General features: G+C 72.1%; 15 protein-coding genes and 1 tRNA gene. 10 read left to right on the top strand and 6 right to left on the bottom strand.

The window, feature by feature from the left end; genetic code table 11:
• Positions 1-132: 132 nt before the first annotated feature.
• Complete coding sequence (locus ASG91_RS13455; RefSeq protein ID WP_056923106.1) at positions 133-4317, bottom strand: BTAD domain-containing putative transcriptional regulator; 4185 nt, start codon at positions 4315-4317, stop codon at positions 133-135.
• Positions 4318-4468: 151 nt separating this feature from the next.
• On the opposite strand from ASG91_RS13455, the gene ASG91_RS13450 reads away from it, so the two are divergent.
• From ASG91_RS13450 to ASG91_RS13420, 7 genes are all read left to right on the top strand, one after another.
• Entirely contained in the window at positions 4469-4786 is a 318-nt protein-coding gene (locus tag ASG91_RS13450) for a hypothetical protein (RefSeq protein WP_056923105.1), read from the top strand.
• A 122-nt stretch (positions 4787-4908) separates the two neighbouring features.
• Positions 4909-6105, top strand: coding sequence for a PfkB family carbohydrate kinase (locus ASG91_RS13445; protein ID WP_082594162.1), 1197 nt, complete (start codon positions 4909-4911; stop codon positions 6103-6105).
• Positions 6102-7028 (top strand): pseudouridine-5'-phosphate glycosidase, encoded by a 927-nt coding sequence (locus ASG91_RS13440; RefSeq protein WP_056923104.1) that lies wholly within the window; start codon positions 6102-6104, stop codon positions 7026-7028. Before ASG91_RS13445 ends, ASG91_RS13440 begins: the two co-directional genes overlap by 4 nt.
• A 249-nt stretch (positions 7029-7277) precedes the next feature.
• Positions 7278-8567: a phosphopyruvate hydratase gene (eno, locus tag ASG91_RS13435; protein ID WP_056923103.1), complete on the top strand. Its 1290-nt coding sequence runs from the start codon at positions 7278-7280 to the stop codon at positions 8565-8567.
• A 23-nt stretch (positions 8568-8590) separates the two neighbouring features.
• Positions 8591-9274, top strand: coding sequence for a septum formation initiator family protein (locus ASG91_RS13430; protein WP_056923102.1), 684 nt, complete (start codon positions 8591-8593; stop codon positions 9272-9274).
• Positions 9271-9786 (top strand): DUF501 domain-containing protein, encoded by a 516-nt coding sequence (locus tag ASG91_RS13425; protein WP_157606348.1) that lies wholly within the window; start codon positions 9271-9273, stop codon positions 9784-9786. The genes ASG91_RS13430 and ASG91_RS13425 overlap by 4 nt, the downstream gene beginning before the upstream one ends.
• Before the next feature lie 16 nt (positions 9787-9802).
• Entirely contained in the window at positions 9803-10759 is a 957-nt protein-coding gene (locus tag ASG91_RS13420) for a Ppx/GppA phosphatase family protein (RefSeq protein WP_056923273.1), read from the top strand.
• Here the strand turns inward: ASG91_RS13420 and ASG91_RS13415 are convergent.
• Positions 10745-11386 carry a TetR/AcrR family transcriptional regulator gene (locus tag ASG91_RS13415; RefSeq protein WP_235545611.1) on the bottom strand — a complete coding sequence of 214 codons (642 nt, stop codon included), beginning with the start codon at positions 11384-11386 and terminating at the stop codon, positions 10745-10747. The two genes, ASG91_RS13420 and ASG91_RS13415, sit on opposite strands and share 15 nt — an antisense overlap.
• 52 nt (positions 11387-11438) lie before the next feature.
• Here ASG91_RS13415 and ASG91_RS13410 point away from each other — a divergent pair, with 52 nt between their 5' ends.
• Both ASG91_RS13410 and ASG91_RS13405 read left to right on the top strand, forming a co-directional pair.
• Positions 11439-12938: an NAD(P)/FAD-dependent oxidoreductase gene (locus ASG91_RS13410; RefSeq protein WP_056923100.1), complete on the top strand. Its 1500-nt coding sequence runs from the start codon at positions 11439-11441 to the stop codon at positions 12936-12938.
• Positions 12922-13779 (top strand): SDR family oxidoreductase, encoded by an 858-nt coding sequence (locus ASG91_RS13405; RefSeq protein ID WP_056923099.1) that lies wholly within the window; start codon positions 12922-12924, stop codon positions 13777-13779. The genes ASG91_RS13410 and ASG91_RS13405 overlap by 17 nt, the downstream gene beginning before the upstream one ends.
• 102 nt (positions 13780-13881) lie before the next feature.
• Here ASG91_RS13405 and ASG91_RS13400 read toward each other — a convergent pair whose 3' ends face one another.
• Genes ASG91_RS13400 through ASG91_RS13385 form a run of 4 tightly spaced genes read right to left on the bottom strand, consistent with a single transcriptional unit; the run spans position 13882 to position 16943 of the window.
• Positions 13882-14211, bottom strand: a complete 330-nt coding sequence (locus ASG91_RS13400) for a hypothetical protein (protein WP_157606347.1) — start codon at positions 14209-14211, stop codon at positions 13882-13884.
• Between the two features lie 13 nt (positions 14212-14224).
• Complete coding sequence (locus ASG91_RS13395; protein WP_056923097.1) at positions 14225-14527, bottom strand: hypothetical protein; 303 nt, start codon at positions 14525-14527, stop codon at positions 14225-14227.
• The gene (locus ASG91_RS13390; RefSeq protein ID WP_371262050.1) at positions 14524-16113 is read right to left on the bottom strand and encodes a radical SAM protein; all 1590 of its coding nucleotides are present in this window, start codon (positions 16111-16113) and stop codon (positions 14524-14526) included. Before ASG91_RS13390 ends, ASG91_RS13395 begins: the two co-directional genes overlap by 4 nt.
• On the bottom strand, positions 16110-16943 hold the full coding sequence (locus ASG91_RS13385) for a prolipoprotein diacylglyceryl transferase (protein WP_235543360.1): 834 nt from the start codon (positions 16941-16943) through the stop codon (positions 16110-16112). The genes ASG91_RS13390 and ASG91_RS13385 overlap by 4 nt, the downstream gene beginning before the upstream one ends.
• 51 nt (positions 16944-16994) lie before the next feature.
• On the opposite strand from ASG91_RS13385, the gene ASG91_RS13380 reads away from it, so the two are divergent.
• Positions 16995-17072 (top strand) — tRNA-Leu (locus ASG91_RS13380).
• Positions 17073-17093: the final 21 nt, after the last annotated feature.

The raw sequence follows: 17093 nt of genomic DNA, 5'->3' as shown, positions 1-17093 counted from the left end.
TCGACAGTGATCCTCGCCGGAGGCGGCGTCAACCGCCCTGACACCGGCCTGACACCGGCGCCGCACGAAGGTGACACCGAGCCGGTTTCACCCGGGTCGGGAGAGGTATGCCGCAGTGTCGGTCTCGCCTCGTCAGCAGACCTTGATGCGTTGCCGCTCAGGAAGGAACTTGTCCCACTCCTGGTCAGTGAGATCACGTCCCGCGATCCGGCACGCAGCCCGCCGGGCGGCCTCGGGCCGGTAGTCCCACCGCGAGAGAGCCCCCGTGGACGACACGAGCGTGATGGCCCCGGCATCGTCCGCGAACGAGGCAGCCGCGAGCCCCTCCGACTGCATCGATCCCACCAGTCCACCGGTGAGGTCGTAGACCCGTACCTGCCCGTCCCCGACGGTGAGGAACCGCGTTCCGTCGGCGGAGTAGGTCGGGAAGTCTCCACCGGCCTGGGGCCCGAACACCGACCATGCTGTCGCCAGGGTGCCGGCGTCGAGCACCGAAGTGGCCCCGAAGTAGGCCTGCGCGGGGGCGAGACCCGTGGCGGCGATCGTCCGGCCGTCGGGAGCAAAGCTCACACCGACGGCCACGAAGCCGAGGTCGGCCCTGCGCAGCTCCTTGCCGGACTCGAGATCGAGGAGCACGACCTGCTCGCCCGCGGTCGCGACCGCGCGGCGGCCGTCCCGGGTCATCGCCACCGCACCCGCCGGCTTCTGCGTGCTGATGCGGATGTCGGGTCCCGACGCCCGCCCGCCGGTGCCGAACGTTCTGACCCAGCCGTTCCGGGTGCCGATCGCAAGGCGGGTGCCGTCGCGGCTGAACGACGCCGAGAACACGCCGTCCCCGGGGACCCGGTGCTCGTCGAGGAGGCTGCCGTCATCGCGAGCCCACACCCGGACCCACTCGTCGTCGAGCATCGAGGCCACGGCCGTGCTGTCCGGTCGCCACGCCAGGCCGACGTACCAGCCCTCCGTCTGACGCGTGGGTGTGGCAGGGCCTAGTGTGCCGTTCCCCACGGTGCGGAACTGGACGGCTGGCCCCTTGTCGGTGCGGCCGAACTGGACGAGCGTGCGATGGTCGGGCGACACGGCAGCGACGTAGGGACTGACCTCTGGGTCGTGCTCCACCGACGCGGTCGTGGGGACGTACCGTCGATCGCCCTTGAGGTCCCACGCCAGCAGGAGGCCGTCCGTGCGCGCCCCGAAGAGCGTCGTCCCGTCGCGTCCGAAGACCAGTGCCGCGGCAGCGAACTCGTCGCCCGTCGGGTAGGGCACCCCCGGGAGGTCGGGCGTGCCAATGGAGCGCACGACTGTCGTCCCGTCGACGACATACGCCACCCGCTTGCCCTCGGGGTCAAAGGCGATCGGGTGGTCGATCTGCCCGTCCTCGCGCAGGGTGGCCAGCGTGGTCAGGCGCCCCGGGTCGAGGACCCGGATCTGGGAGCCGTCGCGGAGGGCCAGCTTCGACCCGTCCTGGCTCGTCACGAACCCCTCCGGTTGTGCGGCCGCGAGGTGCTTCAGCTCGCGGCCCGAGGACGCGTCGAAGACGTGCCCACCGTCGTCCGACGTCACATAGACCCGTCGGCCGTCGCCGCTGACCGCAGGTGGGACGCTGGCGATCCAGGAAACGCTGAAGGAGGCGATCGGTGTGCCCACGTGGGCTGTGTCCCACACGCGGAAGACCGTCCTGCCATCAGCCTCGCGAGGGTGGATGAAACCCGCCGCAAGCCACTTCCCGTTGGCGCTGTAGGCGAAGCTCTCGTGAAGGACCCGCCCGGACGGCACGCCGCCGAGCTGGGTTGGGAGCAGCTTTGCGGTCCGCGGGTCGAGCAGGCGGAGAGGAATGGCGTGGACCGGACGTTCCCCGGTGGGGGTCCAGGGGTTCGCGCTGGCCGCCAGCTGCCTACCGTCGGGGCTGAACCGCACTGACCGGGTGGTGACCTCGTCGTTGCGTGCCACCTCGGCCAAAGTGCCGCTGTCGAAGATCGCCACGCCGCCCAAGGGCTCGGCCGCGGCGATGGTCTTTCCGTCCGGGTGCAGGGAGAGCGAGATGAACCCGCCGGTGTTCCGGACGGCGCGGATGAGCTGAGGCGCCCGGTCGAGCACCTGCGCGAGTGCGAATCGGGTGTCGGCGGAGTCGTGCAGTGCCGTACCGGCGGTGGCGAGCAGCAGCGAGCGGTCGATCTCGGTCGATCGCAGTGCCTCGGCGCTGAGCCGTCGCGCGTCTGCGGCGCGAGCCGCGGCGGAGGCCACGGCCTTCTGCTGGTCGGCACGGTCTGCGGCGGTCTTGGCGAGGGCCCCGGCGACGATCGAAACGGCGAGCAGGACGGCGACCGCGGCGAGCCCGGCCCGGAGCCGTTGGTTGGAGCGCCGTTCCCGGCGGACCTGCTCCTCGGTGGCCCGCTGCTCGGTCTCGGCCAGCTCGGCCGAGGTGTCGAGGAAGGCCCGCTCCGGGGGAGTGAGCTCGGGGTCGTGGCTGCGCCGCCACTCCGCTGCCCGGGCCTGCCGGACGCCGCGGTACAGCTCGCTGTCGGGCCGTCCCAGCTCGTCCCAGCTCTCGGCGGCCACGGTGAGGTGGCGCATGATCCGGAGCCCGTCGACGTCGTCGTCCAACCACGAGCGCAGCCGCGGCCAGGCGACCGCCAGGGACTCGTGCGCGATCTCCACCGTGTCGCCGTCACTGCTCACGAGCCGGGCCCCCACCAGCGCCTCCACGACAGCGGTGTGCTCGTCGTCCGACGTGACGACGCGCCGGGACACCCGGGTGCGCACGGGCTCGCCGGAGTCGTCCGACGAGACCAGACGCACCATGAGATCACGGAGCATGCCCTGTTGGCTGGGGCTCAGCTCGCGGTAGAGCCGCTCGGCCGACTGGGCGACGGCTTCGCGCACTCCTCCGGTCGCGGCATACCCCTTGACCGTCAACGTGTCGCCCTCGCGGCGCCGCCACGTCTGGCGCAACACGTGGGACAGGAGGGGCAGCGCCCCGGGCGAGCCCTCGACCTCGCGCACGAGCAGGTCGACCAGCCCCGGCTCGAGCCGCAGCCCGGCCTGCGCCGCGGGCCCCTCCACGGCACTGCGCAGCTCGGCCGGACCCATGCCCCCCAACAGGTAGAGACCCTTCTCGGCCAGGTGGGCGAACTCGGGGTGGACGGCGAGCTCGCCGAGGCGGTCCGCGCGCAGCGAGAGGACGAGCCGACCCCGCCTGGCGAACTCGACCAGTCCCGCGAAGAACGCCTCCCGCTCCGGGGACGTCTCCGGGAGGCCCAGTGCCTCCTCGCACTGGTCGATGACGAACACCGCACCGACCCCGGCCGATGCCTGCGCCAGCACCTCCTCCGGGTGGGTCCCCGGCGTCACGATCTTCACCGCGTGACCGTCGCGGACCAGTGCCGCCGCCACCCCGGCCCGGATCAGCGAGGACTTGCCGCACCCGGACGGCCCCACCACCGCGAGGACGCCGGCCTCGTCGAGGCGCCGCAGGCAGGCGGCGACGTCCGCCTCGCGGCCGAAGTATGCCGGTGCGTCACCGACGTCGTACGCGACCAGTCCGAGGTAGGGACAGGCGGCGTCCTGCTCGGGGGGTGTGCCCTGGGTGACCAGGGTGGGGTCCTGCCGCAGGATCGCCTCCTCGAGGTCGGCGAGCTGGGGTCCGGGGTCGAGCCCGAACTCGTTGACGAGGGTGGCCCGGGCGCGTTGGAGCGTCCCGAGGGCCTCCGCCTGACGACCCGCCTGGTACTGCGCGAGGGCCAGCAGCCCCCACCGGCGTTCGCGGGTGGGCTGTTGGGCGACCATGCGGTGGAGCTCGCCGAGGACGTCGCGGTGCCGGCCCGCGCGGATGGCCGACTCGGCATACAGGTCCTCGCCGTCACGCCTGCGTTCGGCGAGGCGCTCGGTCTCGATCCGTCCGACGTCCCAGTCCGTCAGTCGCTCCAACGGGTCGCCGCGCCACAGGCCCAGCGCCTGGCCGCTGGCGTATCGCGCCCGCTCGGGCTCACCTGTCGCCAGCAGCTCGCCCGCGCGCAGCAGCAGGTCCTCGAAGCAGAGGTGGTCGAAGTCGTCGCGGTGCAGGACGAGCCGGTACCCCGTCCCCGACGTCACGATCGCGGCCGCGCCGAGCGCCTTCCGTAGCCGGGAGACGCACCCCTGCACCACCTTGGGCCACGAGGGCGGGAGGTGTTCGCCCCAGAGGGCCTCCGCAATGGCATCGGCCCGGACGGTCTCACCGGGGCGGGCGGCCAGTGCCTCGAGGACCACCTGGTCCCGCGGCGCCAGGAGGATCCGTCCCTCGTCGACTTCGAGGGGGCCGAGCACGGCGATGCGCACACCTCGAATGTGACCCTCCACCGGCACCCCGTCAACGGCGCTGATACCCGGCTGATACCCGCCCGGCGCTGTCCCGGTACCGGTGGGTGCGACAACGGTCGTGGACAACCCGTCCGGCACGAACCACCAGCTCACGCAAAGGACCAGGACCATGTCGCACACCACCAGCCTTCGCCGGTCGGCCGCCGTCTTCGGAGCCACCGGACTCATCGCCCTCTCCATCGCCGGCCCGGCCAGCGCCCGCCAGGTGCCCGGGAACGGCGACTGGGCCGACCAGCACTGCTCCGTCAACTGCTACGAGGGCCCCGCGACCGGCGGCAACCAGCGGTCCCTGCCCAACCCGATCGACGACAACGGAGTCGAGGTGCTGCAGCTCGGCGCCGGCCTGCTCGCCGGTATCGCCCTCGCCGGTGCCGGTGCGGCGGCGTTCTCGCGCCGGAACCACGGTCACCTGGCCCACCCCGCGTGACCGGGGGCTCGAGCGACACCCGGGGGTCCGGCACCGAGTAGGTGCCGGGCCCCCGCGCTGTGGGACACCGGGCTGCAACCCCGCTCTTGTTTGGAATTACAAGTGCCCTTAGAGTTCCAAGCATGAGCCTCACCGACCGTGAGCGGGACATCGTCGACCTGCTCCGTGCCCAGCCCCTCCTCGACGCCGCGGCCATCGCGGAGCGGCTCGGGTCGACCAAGGCAGCCGTGTCGGTGCACCTGTCCAACCTCACCCGCAAGGGCGCCATCCTCGGTCGCGGCTACATCGTCCGCCCGGATGCGCACTCCGTCGTCGTGGTCGGTGGCGCCAACATGGACATCAAGGCGCACTCGAAGGACGCGATCCAGCTGCGCACCTCCAACCCGGGTGCGGCCATGAGCACCCCTGGGGGAGTGGGCCGCAACATCGCCGAGAACCTCGCCCGGCTGGGCAGCCCGACCCACCTCGTGGCCCCCGTGGGTGGCGACTCGTTCGGCGACGAGATCGTTGCCGCCACCCGGGCGGCCGGGGTCGTGGTGGACCACATGATCGCGTCGGACGATGCCACCGGCACCTACCTCGCCGTGCTCGACTCCACCGGCGAGCTGGTGGTGGCGGTGTCGAACATGCGGGCGACCGACCGGCTCACCGTGCGCCAGCTGATGGCCTCGCGCGACCTGCTCAGCCACGCGACGCTGCTGGTCCTCGACGGCAACATCCCCGAGGCGCCGGCCGCCTGGCTGCTCGACTTCGCCGCGGCCGTCGAGGTGCCGGTGGTGCTCGAACCGGTCAGCGTCGCCAAGGCGCGACCACTGGCGCACCTGCTGTCGCCGCAGCGGCCGGTGCTGGCGCTCACCCCCAACCTCGACGAGCTGTCCGCCATCGTCGGCGAGACCGTGCCCCAGACGCGCGTCGCGATCTCCCGGGCCGCCCGCCGGCTGCACGACGTGGGCGTGCAGAACGTCTGGGTCCGTCGCGGCACCAAGGGGAGCCTGCTCAGCAGCCTGGGCGCAGGGGGGCGCGTCACGGTCGTCACCCTCGCCGCCCCGCCCGTCACGCCGGTCGACGTCACCGGCGCCGGCGACGCCATGACCGCGGCCTTCGTCCACGCGCTCATGCGTGGCGACGGACCGGTCGACGCGGCCCGGTTCGGCCAGATGGCGGCCGCGCTCACGGTCGCCAGCCCCGAGACCGTCCGCCCCGACCTGACCCCCCGGCTCATCGACGCCGAGCTCCGCAAGGTGCTGCGTGACGCGACCCAGAGTGGCAAGACGGCCAGCAGCACGGCCCCGAAGAGCACGTCCAAGGAGAACGCATGACCACCCCGCACCCCTCGCTCCAGCTCACGACCGAGGTGGCCGAGGCGCTCGCCGCCGGCCCACCGGTCGTGGCCCTCGAGAGCACGATCATCAGCCACGGCATGCCATACCCCCGCAACGTCGAGATGGCGCTCGAGGTCGAGCAGATCATCCGCGACGGCGGTGCGGTCCCGGCCACGATCGCGGTCCTCGACGGGGTGCCGCGGATCGGCCTCACCCGCGACGAGCTCGAGACCCTGGCGACCCACCCCGACGTCGCCAAGGTCAGCATCCGCGACCTCCCCTACGTCATCGCCCGGCGGGCGCACGGCGCCACCACGGTCGCCAGCACGATGCGGCTCGCGGCCCTGGCCGGGATCAGGGTGTTCGTGACCGGTGGCCTCGGCGGGGTGCACCGCGGCGCCGAGACGAGCTTCGACATCTCGGCCGACCTCACCGAGCTGGGACAGACCGACGTGGCCGTGATCAGCGCCGGGGTGAAGTCGATCCTCGACATCGGCCTGACCCTCGAGTCGCTGGAGACCCTGGGAGTGCCGGTCGTGGTCGTCGGCTCCGACGAGTTCCCGTCCTTCTACTCGCGCGAGAGCGGGCACCCGGCGCCGATGCGGGTCGACGGGGCCGACGACGTCGCCGCGATGATGCACGCGAAGTGGTCGCTGGGCCTGTCCGGCGGTATCGCGGTCACCAACCCGGTGCCCGTCGAGGACGAGATCCCGGCTGCCGAGATCGGCGGGCTGATCGACCAGGCCCTCGCCGAGTGCGCCGAGCGCGGCATCCACGGCAAGGACATCACGCCCTTCCTGCTGGGCCGGATCGTCGAGCTGTCCGGGGGTGCGAGCCTCGAGACCAACATCGCCCTCGTGCGGCACAACGCCCGGCTGGGAGCCGCGCTCGCGGCGGCATACCAACGCCTGCTGCCCTGACCACCCCCGAACCTCACCTTTATCGGGTCTGGCAAGAACTTTGATCCTCGCACCGCTTCCGAACACGTGCGAGGGTCAACTTTCCTGCTAGACCCGATAAAGCTGTGACAACCGCGAGGTATGCCGCGGGGCGGGCTCCACGGGGTACGTCCACGGTGCGGGTCGGTCGTCGCTGGGCGGGGTGCGGGCGGGTAGCCTCGGACCGTATCTGTCCGGCACCGTCTGTTCAGCAATCCGATGGAGAAGTCTGTGGCCACCATTGACGCAGTAGGCGCTCGCGAGATCCTCGACTCGCGCGGCAACCCGACGGTGGAGGTCGAGGTGGCCCTCGACGACGGCACCATCGCCCGCGCCGCCGTTCCCTCCGGCGCCTCGACGGGCGCCTTCGAGGCGGTCGAGCGTCGTGACGGCGACAAGAACCGCTACCTCGGCAAGGGTGTCGAGCAGGCCGTGGACGCCGTCCTCGACGAGATCAACCCCAAGCTCGTGGGCTACGAGGCCAGCGAGCAGCGCCTCATCGACGGCGTGATGCTCGGGCTCGACGGCACCGACAACAAGGGCAAGCTCGGCGCCAACGCCATCCTCGGCGTCTCGCTCGCGGTGGCCAAGGCCGCTGCGGAGTCGGCCGGCCTGCCGCTGTTCCGCTACCTCGGCGGACCGAACGCCCACGTCCTGCCTGTGCCGATGATGAACATCCTCAACGGCGGCAGCCACGCGGACTCCAACGTCGACGTCCAGGAGTTCATGATCGCCCCGATCGGCGCCGAGACCTTCCGCGAGGCGCTGCGCTGGGGCGCGGAGGTCTACCACGCGCTCAAGGGTGTGCTGAAGGAGCGCGGGCTGGCGACCGGCCTCGGCGACGAGGGTGGCTTCGCGCCCAACCTCGAGTCCAACCGCGCTGCGCTCGACCTCATCCTCGAGGCGATCGAGAAGGCCGGCTACCAGGCCGGCACCCAGATCGCGCTGGCCCTCGACGTCGCGGCGAGCGAGTTCCACAACGAGGACGGCACCTACCAGTTCGAGGGTGCTGCCAAGAGCTCTGCCGAGATGGTCGACTACTACGCCGACCTGGTCGACTCCTACCCGCTGGTGTCCATCGAGGACCCGCTCAACGAGGAGGACTGGGACGGCTGGAAGGCCATGACCGACCGCCTCGGCGACCGCGTGCAGCTCGTCGGCGACGACCTGTTCGTCACCAACCCGGTGCGTCTGCTGCGGGGTATCGAGTCGGGCACCGCGAACGCCCTCCTGGTCAAGGTCAACCAGATCGGCTCGCTCACCGAGACCCTCGACGCCGTCGACCTGGCCCACCGCAGTGGCTACCGCTGCATGATGAGCCACCGCTCGGGCGAGACCGAGGACGTCACCATCGCCGACCTCGCCGTCGCGACCAACTGCGGGCAGATCAAGACCGGTGCGCCCGCCCGGTCCGAGCGGGTCGCCAAGTACAACCAGCTGCTGCGCATCGAGGAGGAGCTCGACGACGCCGCGGTCTACGCCGGCGCCGGCGCCTTCCCGCGGTTCTCGGCACAGGCCTGACGGCTGACTGGCAGGGGCTGACCATGGCCGACTCGCGGCACAGCACGGACGGGCAGGACAAGCCGGTCCGTCCGTCCGGCGCGCCCGCCCGGAAGGCAGCCCCTCGCTCGACGACGCCTCGGACGACCACGCCACGCAGCGGCACCGGGCGACCGGGCACGGCCCGCGCTGCGTCGGCGCGCCCCGGAGCCGGTCCCGGTCGCTCCCGCGCCACCGCCTCGGGTGCGGCCCGCAAGGTGGCCGGGTCGCCGATCCTGCCCGAGCGGCGCAGCTCCCGCGGGGTGATGCGGGTGGTCGTGCTCGCCTCGATCTTCGTGCTCCTGGCCGTCACGCTCGTCCCGACCCTCCGCTCCTACCTGCGCCAGCAGGGCGAGATCGACGCCCTGCGCGGCCAGGTCAGCCAGCAGCGCCAGGGCGTCAGCGACCTGCAGAAGGAACAGGCCCGCTGGAACGACGACGCCTACGTCATGCAGCAGGCCCGCGAGCGGCTCAAGTTCGTCAAGGTCGGTGAGAAGTCCTACACCGTGATCGACGGCAAGCCCTCGGCCAAGGCCCTGCCCGGGGTGGCCACGGCCCCCGCGGCGTCGAGCGACCACCCCTGGTACGGCCAGCTGTGGGAGTCGGTGCAGGTCGCCGACGCCGGTCCTGCCGCGACCGGCTCGACTGGCTCGCCCGGGTCGACCGGCTCGACCACCCCCGCCAAGTGAGCGACCAGCCGACCCAGGCCGACCTCGACGCGGTGCAGGCCCAGCTGGGTCGGGTCCCGCGGGGCGTTGCCGCCGTGGCCCACCGCTGCCCCTGCGGGCACCCCGACGTGCTCAAGACCGAGCCGCGCCTCCCGGACGGCACGCCGTTCCCCACGACCTTCTACGCGACCTGCCCCAAGCTGACCGGCGCGATCTCCACCCTCGAGTCCACCGGGCTGATGAAGGAGATGAGTGACCGCCTCGCCGACGACCCCGAGCTCGCGGCCGCCTACGCCGCGGCGCACGAGGACTACCTGACCCGGCGCGCCGAGCTCGGCCAGGTCGAGGAGATCGAGGGCATCTCCGCAGGTGGCATGCCGACCCGCGTGAAGTGCCTGCACGTGCTGGTGGGCCACTCGCTGGCCGTCGGCCCGGGGGTGAACCCGCTCGGTGACGAGGCGCTGGCCCGGCTCGACGACTGGTGGGCGTCGGGCTCCTGCGTGCCTGCACCGGCTCCCGATGGCGAGGCGTGAGCGCGTCATGGGTGCGGTGACCCGCGTCGGCGCGGTCGACTGCGGCACGAACTCGATCCGCCTGCTCGTCGCCGACGTCGACCCGGAGCGCGGCACGCTCGTCGACGTCGTGCGTCGCATGGAGGTGGTGCGGCTCGGCTACGGCGTCGACCGCACCGGCCGGATCGACCCGGTCGCGATGGAGCGCACGCTGGCGATGGCCGGTGAGTATGCCGCGCAGTGCCGCGAGGTGGGCGCGGAGCGGGTCCGCTTCGTGGCGACGTCCGCGTCGCGGGATGCGTCGAACGCCGACGAGTTCGTGGTCGGCGTGCGAGCAGCCTTCTCCCACTACGGAATCGCGCCCGAGGTCATCTCGGGTGACGAGGAGGCCGCGCTCTCGTTCCGGGGCGCCACGGGCGAGCTGCGCGCACGCGGCATACCCGGTCCCTATCTGGTGGTGGACCTCGGTGGTGGGTCGACGGAGTTCGTCCGCGGCACGGAGACGGTCGAGGCGGCGCGCTCGGTCGACATCGGGTGCGTGCGGATGACCGAGCGGCACCTGCAGTCCGACCCGCCGACGCACGCTGAGATCGCGGCGGCGGTCCGCGACATCAACGCCGCGATCGACAGTGCCGCCGAGGTGGTCGACTTCGCCGGGGTCGGGGCGCTCGTCGGCCTGGCCGGCAGTGTCACCACGATCACCGCCCACGCGCTCGGCCTGACCGCCTACGACCCGGTGCGGATCCACCTCACCGAGCTCGGGTCCGACGACGTGCTGCGGGCCTGCGAGTCGTTGCTGCACATGCCGAGGGCGCAGCGGGCGGCTCTGGGCTTCATGCACCCCGGCCGGGTCGACGTCATCGGGGCCGGGGCCCTGGTCTGGCACGAGGTGGTGCGCCGACTGGCCGGTCTGGGCGTGCACCGGGTGATCACCTCGGAGCACGACATCCTCGACGGGATCGCGCTGTCGACCGCTGACTCAGCCGGGGAGTAGGGCATCGAGCCCGGCCCACACGGTCGACACGACGATGTCGGTCGCCTCCTGCGTCGAGACCCCGGGGCGGCGGGTGCGCCACACGGCGACCCGCTCGCACGCGCCGATGATCACCTCGACGTAGCCCTCGAGCAGCCGGTCGGGCACCTCCGCGAGCGCCGGAGCCTTGCGGAAGGTGGCCATCGTCGCCGCGGACTGCTGCTCGCGGATGCTCTCGATGAGCGGGCTGGCCTGCGACGCGACCGCCCCCTCCTGCTGGATGAGGACGAAGGCGTTGGCGTGCTCCTCGATGAACTCGAAGAACGCGCGGACCCCGGCCCGGAACACCACCTCGAGCGGCGCCTCTGCGCCGACCCCCTGCCAGGCCGCCTCGGTCGCCACCCGGAGCTGGGTGCGCGCGCGGGTGATGCACGCCGAGAGGAGGCCCTCCTTGGAGCCGAAGTACTCGTAGATCAGCGGCTTGGTGACCCCCACCCGCTCGGCGATGTCCTCCATCGTGGTCGCCTGGAACCCCCGCTCCGCGAAGACCTCCTCGGCGATCCGCAGGATCTGCTCCTCGCGCTGGGCACGCGGCATCCGCACCCGCGGTGCGGGAGGGGCGATCGGCGGCTGGGGACTCGGCGGCACGTGGCAACTCTACCCCGGCTGCGACCGAACTTACTGATGGTAAGTTGACGCCATGGCGACACCTCACCACCGGGTGGTCATCGTCGGCACCGGGTTCTCCGGGCTCGGGATGGCGATCCGCCTCGCCCAGCGCGGCGACCACGACTACGTCGTCCTGGAGAAGGCCGACGAGGTCGGCGGCACGTGGCGCGACAACCGGTACCCGGGGTGCGCCTGCGACGTCCCGTCGCGGCTCTACTCCTTCTCGTTCGCCCAGTTCCCGCGGTGGTCCCGCGACTTCGCGACGGCCGGCGAGATCTGGTCCTACCTGCGCCAGGTGGCCGACCGGTATGCCGTGCGCGACCGGATCGAGTTCGGTGCCGACCTGCGCGCGGCCGAGTTCGACGAGACGACCGGGCGCTGGACGCTGACCGCCGGCGACGGTCGCCAGTGGACCTGCGACGCCCTCGTCCTCGGCGCCGGAGCGCTGCACGAGCCGAGGCTCCCTGACATCGAGGGGCTCGAGTCGTTCGCCGGCGAGCTGGCCCACACGGCGCGGTGGCCCGAGGGCACCGAGCTGGCGGGTCGGCGGGTCGGCGTCGTCGGCACCGGGGCGAGCGCGGTGCAAGTGGTCCCCGAGGTCGCCCCGGTCGCGAGCCACACGACGGTCTTCCAGCGCACTGCCGCGTGGACGATGACCAAGCACGACCAGGAGTGGAGCCCCACGCGTCAGCGGCTCTTCGCGCGCTGGCCGGCCCTGCAGCGGCTGGTGCGCTGGCGGACCTACTGGTCGCTGGAGGCCAGGGCGCCGCTGTTCGTGCGGCTCCCGGGGTTGGCGCGGTTCGTCGAGCGGATCGCGCTGCGCGAGCTGGCCGCCGCGGTCCCCGACCCCGAGACGCGGGCCGCTCTGACCCCCGACTACCGGATCGGCTGCAAGCGGATCCTGCTGTCCAACGACTACTGGCCTACCTTCGCCCGCCCCGACGTGAGCCTCGTGACCGACCCGATCGTGCGCGTCGAGCCCGACGCCGTGGTCACGGCCGACGGCACCCGGCACGAGGTCGACGTGCTCGTCCTCGGCACCGGCTTCGACGTGAACGGCAGCACCGACCGCATCGACATCCGGGGCCTCGGCGGTCGCACCCTCGCCGACGCCTGGAGCGGCGGGATGCACACCAACCTCGGCATCACGGTGGCCGGCTTCCCCGAGCTCTACCTGCTGCTCGGCCCGAACACCGGGCTCGGCCACAACAGCGTCGTCACGATGATCGAGTTCGCGACCGACTACGTGCTGAAGGCGATCGACCGGGGCGCGGCCGGCCCGCACGTGACCACCAGACGGGCACAGGACGCCTTCACCCGCGAGATGGTGCGACGCTCCCGCCACACGATCTGGGTCACCGGGTGCCGCAGCTGGTACCTCGACGAGTTCGGCAACAACACCGCCCTGTGGCCGGGATCGACCCTCGGCTACTGGCTCCGCACCCGCAGGCTGGACGACTCCCAGTTCGAGGTGGTCAGCCCCGGACGCCACTCCCCAGCGAAGGAATCCGTTGATGCGCAAGGCATTTGAGCCCAAGGTCTCGATCGTCACGGGCGCCGCCTCCGGTATCGGACGCGCCATCGCCGCCGAGCTGGTCGCCCGCGGGAGCCACGTCGTGGTCGCCGACCTCGACGCAGCCGGGGCGGTCCGGGCGGCTGACGAGCTGGGACCCTCGGCCAGCGCTGCCACGCTCGACGTCGCGGACGCGGCCGCGGTCACCGCCCTCGTCCGCAGCGTCGCCGCCGAGCACGGCCGGCTCGACGTCATGGTCAACAACGCGGGCGTCGCCATCGGCGGCCTGCTCGAGGAGCTCGACGAGCGGCACTGGGCCAAGGCCCTCGACGTCAACCTGCGCGGCGTGGTCAACGGGGTCACGGCGGCATACGAGGTGATGCGCCCGCAGGGCAGCGGTCACATCCTCAACACCGCCTCCCTCGCCGGACTCATCCCGGCCCCGGCGATGCTGCCCTACACGACCACCAAGCACGCCGTGGTGGGGCTCTCGACGGCGCTGCGCGCCGAGGCCGCGAGCCAGGGCGTGCAGGTGAGCGTGCTGTGCCCCGGCTTCGTCGACACCCCGCTGCTCGACGACGTGTATGCCGCGCCCGACAGCTTCGGGGGCAGCAGCGTCCGGGCACGGGTCCGGCTGCTGCAGCCGAAGTTCCTCACGGCGGAGCAGACCGCGAAGCGGGCGGTGGACGGCCTCGCCGCCAACAAGGCCGTCATCCCGGTGGGGTTCCTCGCGCACGCCATGTGGCGCCTGCTGCGCTACGCACCGCCCCTGGCCCGAGCGGTCATCCAGGGCCAGGCAACCGGCCACCGCCGGCTGAACGAACGCGCCGCCGCCAAGGCCGCCAAGTCCCGCCGCTGAGGCGCACCGTCAGGAGAATCGGCCAACTGCCCGACTCCACGGGCTCACGCGCGCGGATCGGCCGGAAGATCGGCCAACTGCCCGACTCCACGAAGGCGGGGGTCAGGAGTTGGGGTTGCCGAGCCCGGCCAGCAGGACGATGCACGCACCGGCCGCCAGGACGAAGAGGATCGCCAGGCCCGCCAGGATGCCGACGACGATGAAGCGGGTGCCCTCCCGCACGAGTCCCAGGATCCCCGTTGCCAGCAGGCCGATGCTCATGCCGAAGGTGGCGAGGCCGCTCAGCTCGCCCGGCAGGTTCAGCTCGTTGCCAACCACCGAGGGGAGGGACACCAGGAGGCCCGCGAGGAACAGCACCGGGATGCACAGAGCCACCCCGATCCAGAACCTCGCGACGTTGGAGAGTCTCCGCCGCCGGGCTGGCTGTGTCATGTGCGTGTCCCCTTCAGTCGATCCAGACGTAGATGCCGACACCCGCCGCGGCGGCGAGCACGGTGAGGTAGAGCAGGACCAGTCGGGTGTCGCCGAGCTTGCAGCGCGAGCGCAGGAGGCCAGCCCGCCGGGCCCTGGCGTAGCCGACGATGGCCAGCACGGAGAAGCCGAGCAGCGCCACCGGACCCAGCACCCACCCCAGCAGCGCGACCGTGGCGAAGACGCAGAGCCGCAGCGGGTCGAAGGGCGCGGTCGGCTGGTGATCGGGCTGTGCGGCGTGCGGCGGCGCGACCTGCCGGGGGTCGGGGCCGGTCATGGCGTGGCCTTCGTCGCGGCGAGCGGGAGGCCCACGGCGGTCGAGATCCGTTGCCGTGACAGGGGTGCCCACGCCTGCACCGCGCAGAACGGCGCGCACTGGTGACCGCCGTCGTCGCCCACTGTGGCCACGTGGACGCAGCACTGTGTCAGGCGCTCCTCGATCATCGTGTTCATGTCCATGAACGGCTTCACGGTGATCCGTAGGACGCGCTCTCCCAGCAGGGCGCGGAGCTTCTCGCGCTGGCCCGGAAGCTTGCCCGCGGCCAGGGTCGCGAGGGTGCCGATGCCCAGGTCGCACCCGCTGCAGACGTCGCGCCAGATGCCCGCCATCGAGGGGTGCGACAGCGACGACTGCTCTGACAGCAGGTCGAGCAGCGACTGCTTGACAGCCGAGCGGAGCGATGCGGGGAGCGCGTCGTCGGCGATCCGGTTCGCGAGCACGTCGGGCTCGAGGTCGAGCCACTCCTTGAGCCGCTCGTGCCCCACGAGCGAGACCAGCGAGCGCCACGTCCCCGAGTCGTCACGCAGGAGGTAGCCCACCGAGCAGCAGTGCGGGTGGGAGCAGGGCAGCGCGGTCAGGTCGCGCCAGGACACCTGCCCGGCCGTCTGGCCCTCGAGCCGGGCGAGGACGCCGGTGTGGGTGAGCCGGTCGTGCGGGTCGATGCCGGTGCTGCGACCGGAGCCGAAGACCGGCTGGATCGTCACGCCACCGACGTAGGGGGTGTCGAGGGCGCGCTTGACCACGAACCCGATCTCGTCGTCGTTGACGCCCAGCGCGGCGGTCATCGTCAGGGTGGTGAAGATGCCCGCTCCGGACAGGCGGTCGATCGCCCGCTCCTTGAACCGCCTGATGTCGGCGCCGCGGTGGTGGGTGGAGGCCTGGGCCGACTCGCCGTCGTACTGCAGGTAGACCTCGACCCGGTCGCGGTGCCGGCGCAGGAGGTCGAGCAGTGCGTCGTCCTTGGAGATGGCGATCCCGTTGGTGTTGACCAGGACTCGCACGATCGGCCGGGTCGCCACGGCGTCGAGCAGCTCGGCCAGCCACGGGTAGAGGGTGGGCTCGCCCCCGCTGAGCATCAACACGTCGATCCGGCCGTTCTCGCGGGACAGCCGGGCATCGACCGAGGCGAGCACCTGGTCGAGCGGCACGACCGATGCGAGGGCCGGAGCCGACGCGGCGAAGCAGGTCGGGCACTTGAGGTTGCAGTGGTCGAGCAGGTCCTCGAGCAGGATGCAGGTGTGCTGGGTCTGCATCTCGGGCAGCCCGTAGGCGTAGGCAGCCGGCACCGGGGCGAAGTTCCCGGCCAGGTCGGGGGTGTGCACCTTGGTGGGCGCGGTCCACTGCTCGAGGTAGCTCAGGATCTCGGGCGACTCGTCGTAGAGGGTCCGCACCAGGCCGTGGGTCGTGCACCCGCGCTCCAGCCAGATCCGACCCTCGCGCTCCACGAGCCACCCGGACAGGCGGTGCACCTCGGTGAGCGGGCGGTCGGGCCGTTCCTCATGGCACAGGGGGCAGAAGGCGTTGACGTAACGGTGGATGCGGTCGCCACGCAACGGCATACCGGGTCCGGTGCGGGTGCTCACGCGACCACTGTCTCGTGCCGCAGCCCGCGGTAGGCGCCGCGACGCGCCTGCACCGCCACTCGCAGGAGGATCAACGGCACCGTCAGTGCGAGGAAGAGCTGCGGGCGGGTCAGCCCCAGCCAGGCGATCTCGTTGCCCCTGACGTACTCGAGGAAGAAGCGGGCGGTCCCGTAGGCACCGAGGTACCAGACCAGCAGCTCACCACTCGGCACCGGGCGGTGGCGCAGCCACCACCAGATGACCGCGAACGCGGCGACGTGGAAGACGATCTCGTAGACGAACGACGGGTGCAGCGGTATGCCGGCCGGCGCACCCGTGCGCGCCGCGGCCGCCTCGTCGAGGGTGATCCCCCACGACGTCCCGGTGGGGCTGCCGGGGCGCTCGGTGAGCAGGCAGCCCACCCGGCCCACGGCCATGCCGGCGGCGACCGCGGGGGCGAAGAGATCGCCGGTGCGCGGTCGGTAGCCACTGAGGCGCTTGGCGACGTGCACCCCGGCCCACGCACCGACCAGGCCGCCGAGGATGCTGCGGTTGCCGTAGGCCCACTGCTCGGCCAACGACGCGTTCTGCCGCAGGTCGAGGTGCTGGAGCCAGGTGCCGAGGCGCATGAAGACCGCACCGCCGACGAGTCCGCCGGTGACCACGATGAGCAGGCGCTCGTCCGTCACCCCGCGCCGACGGGCCTCGGCCGCGAACACCGCCACGGCCGTCAGGACGCCGAGCGCGACGAACAGCGCGTGCGTGTCCATCCCGAACACCGTGGGCACCACCGACACCCCTCCCTTCCCGAGGTCGGGTGTGCCCGCACGCGTCATGGAGCGCGCTGCCACACCCGACTGAAGGGTGGCACGGATGGGACGCGCACGCGGCATACTTGGCCCGCCCCCGTGGCCCAACTGGCAGAGGCAGGCGACTTAAAATCGCCACAGGTGCGGGTTCGACCCCCGTCGGGGGCACCAGTCGCTCTCTCCCCGGTCGAG

Origin of the sequence: Phycicoccus sp. Soil802, from assembly GCF_001429605.1 — a bacterium.
In the GTDB taxonomy this organism is placed as follows: domain Bacteria; phylum Actinomycetota; class Actinomycetes; order Actinomycetales; family Dermatophilaceae; genus Pedococcus.
The sequence above is the reverse complement of the archived record's forward strand: the minus strand, read 5'-3'. Positions and strand labels throughout refer to the sequence as shown.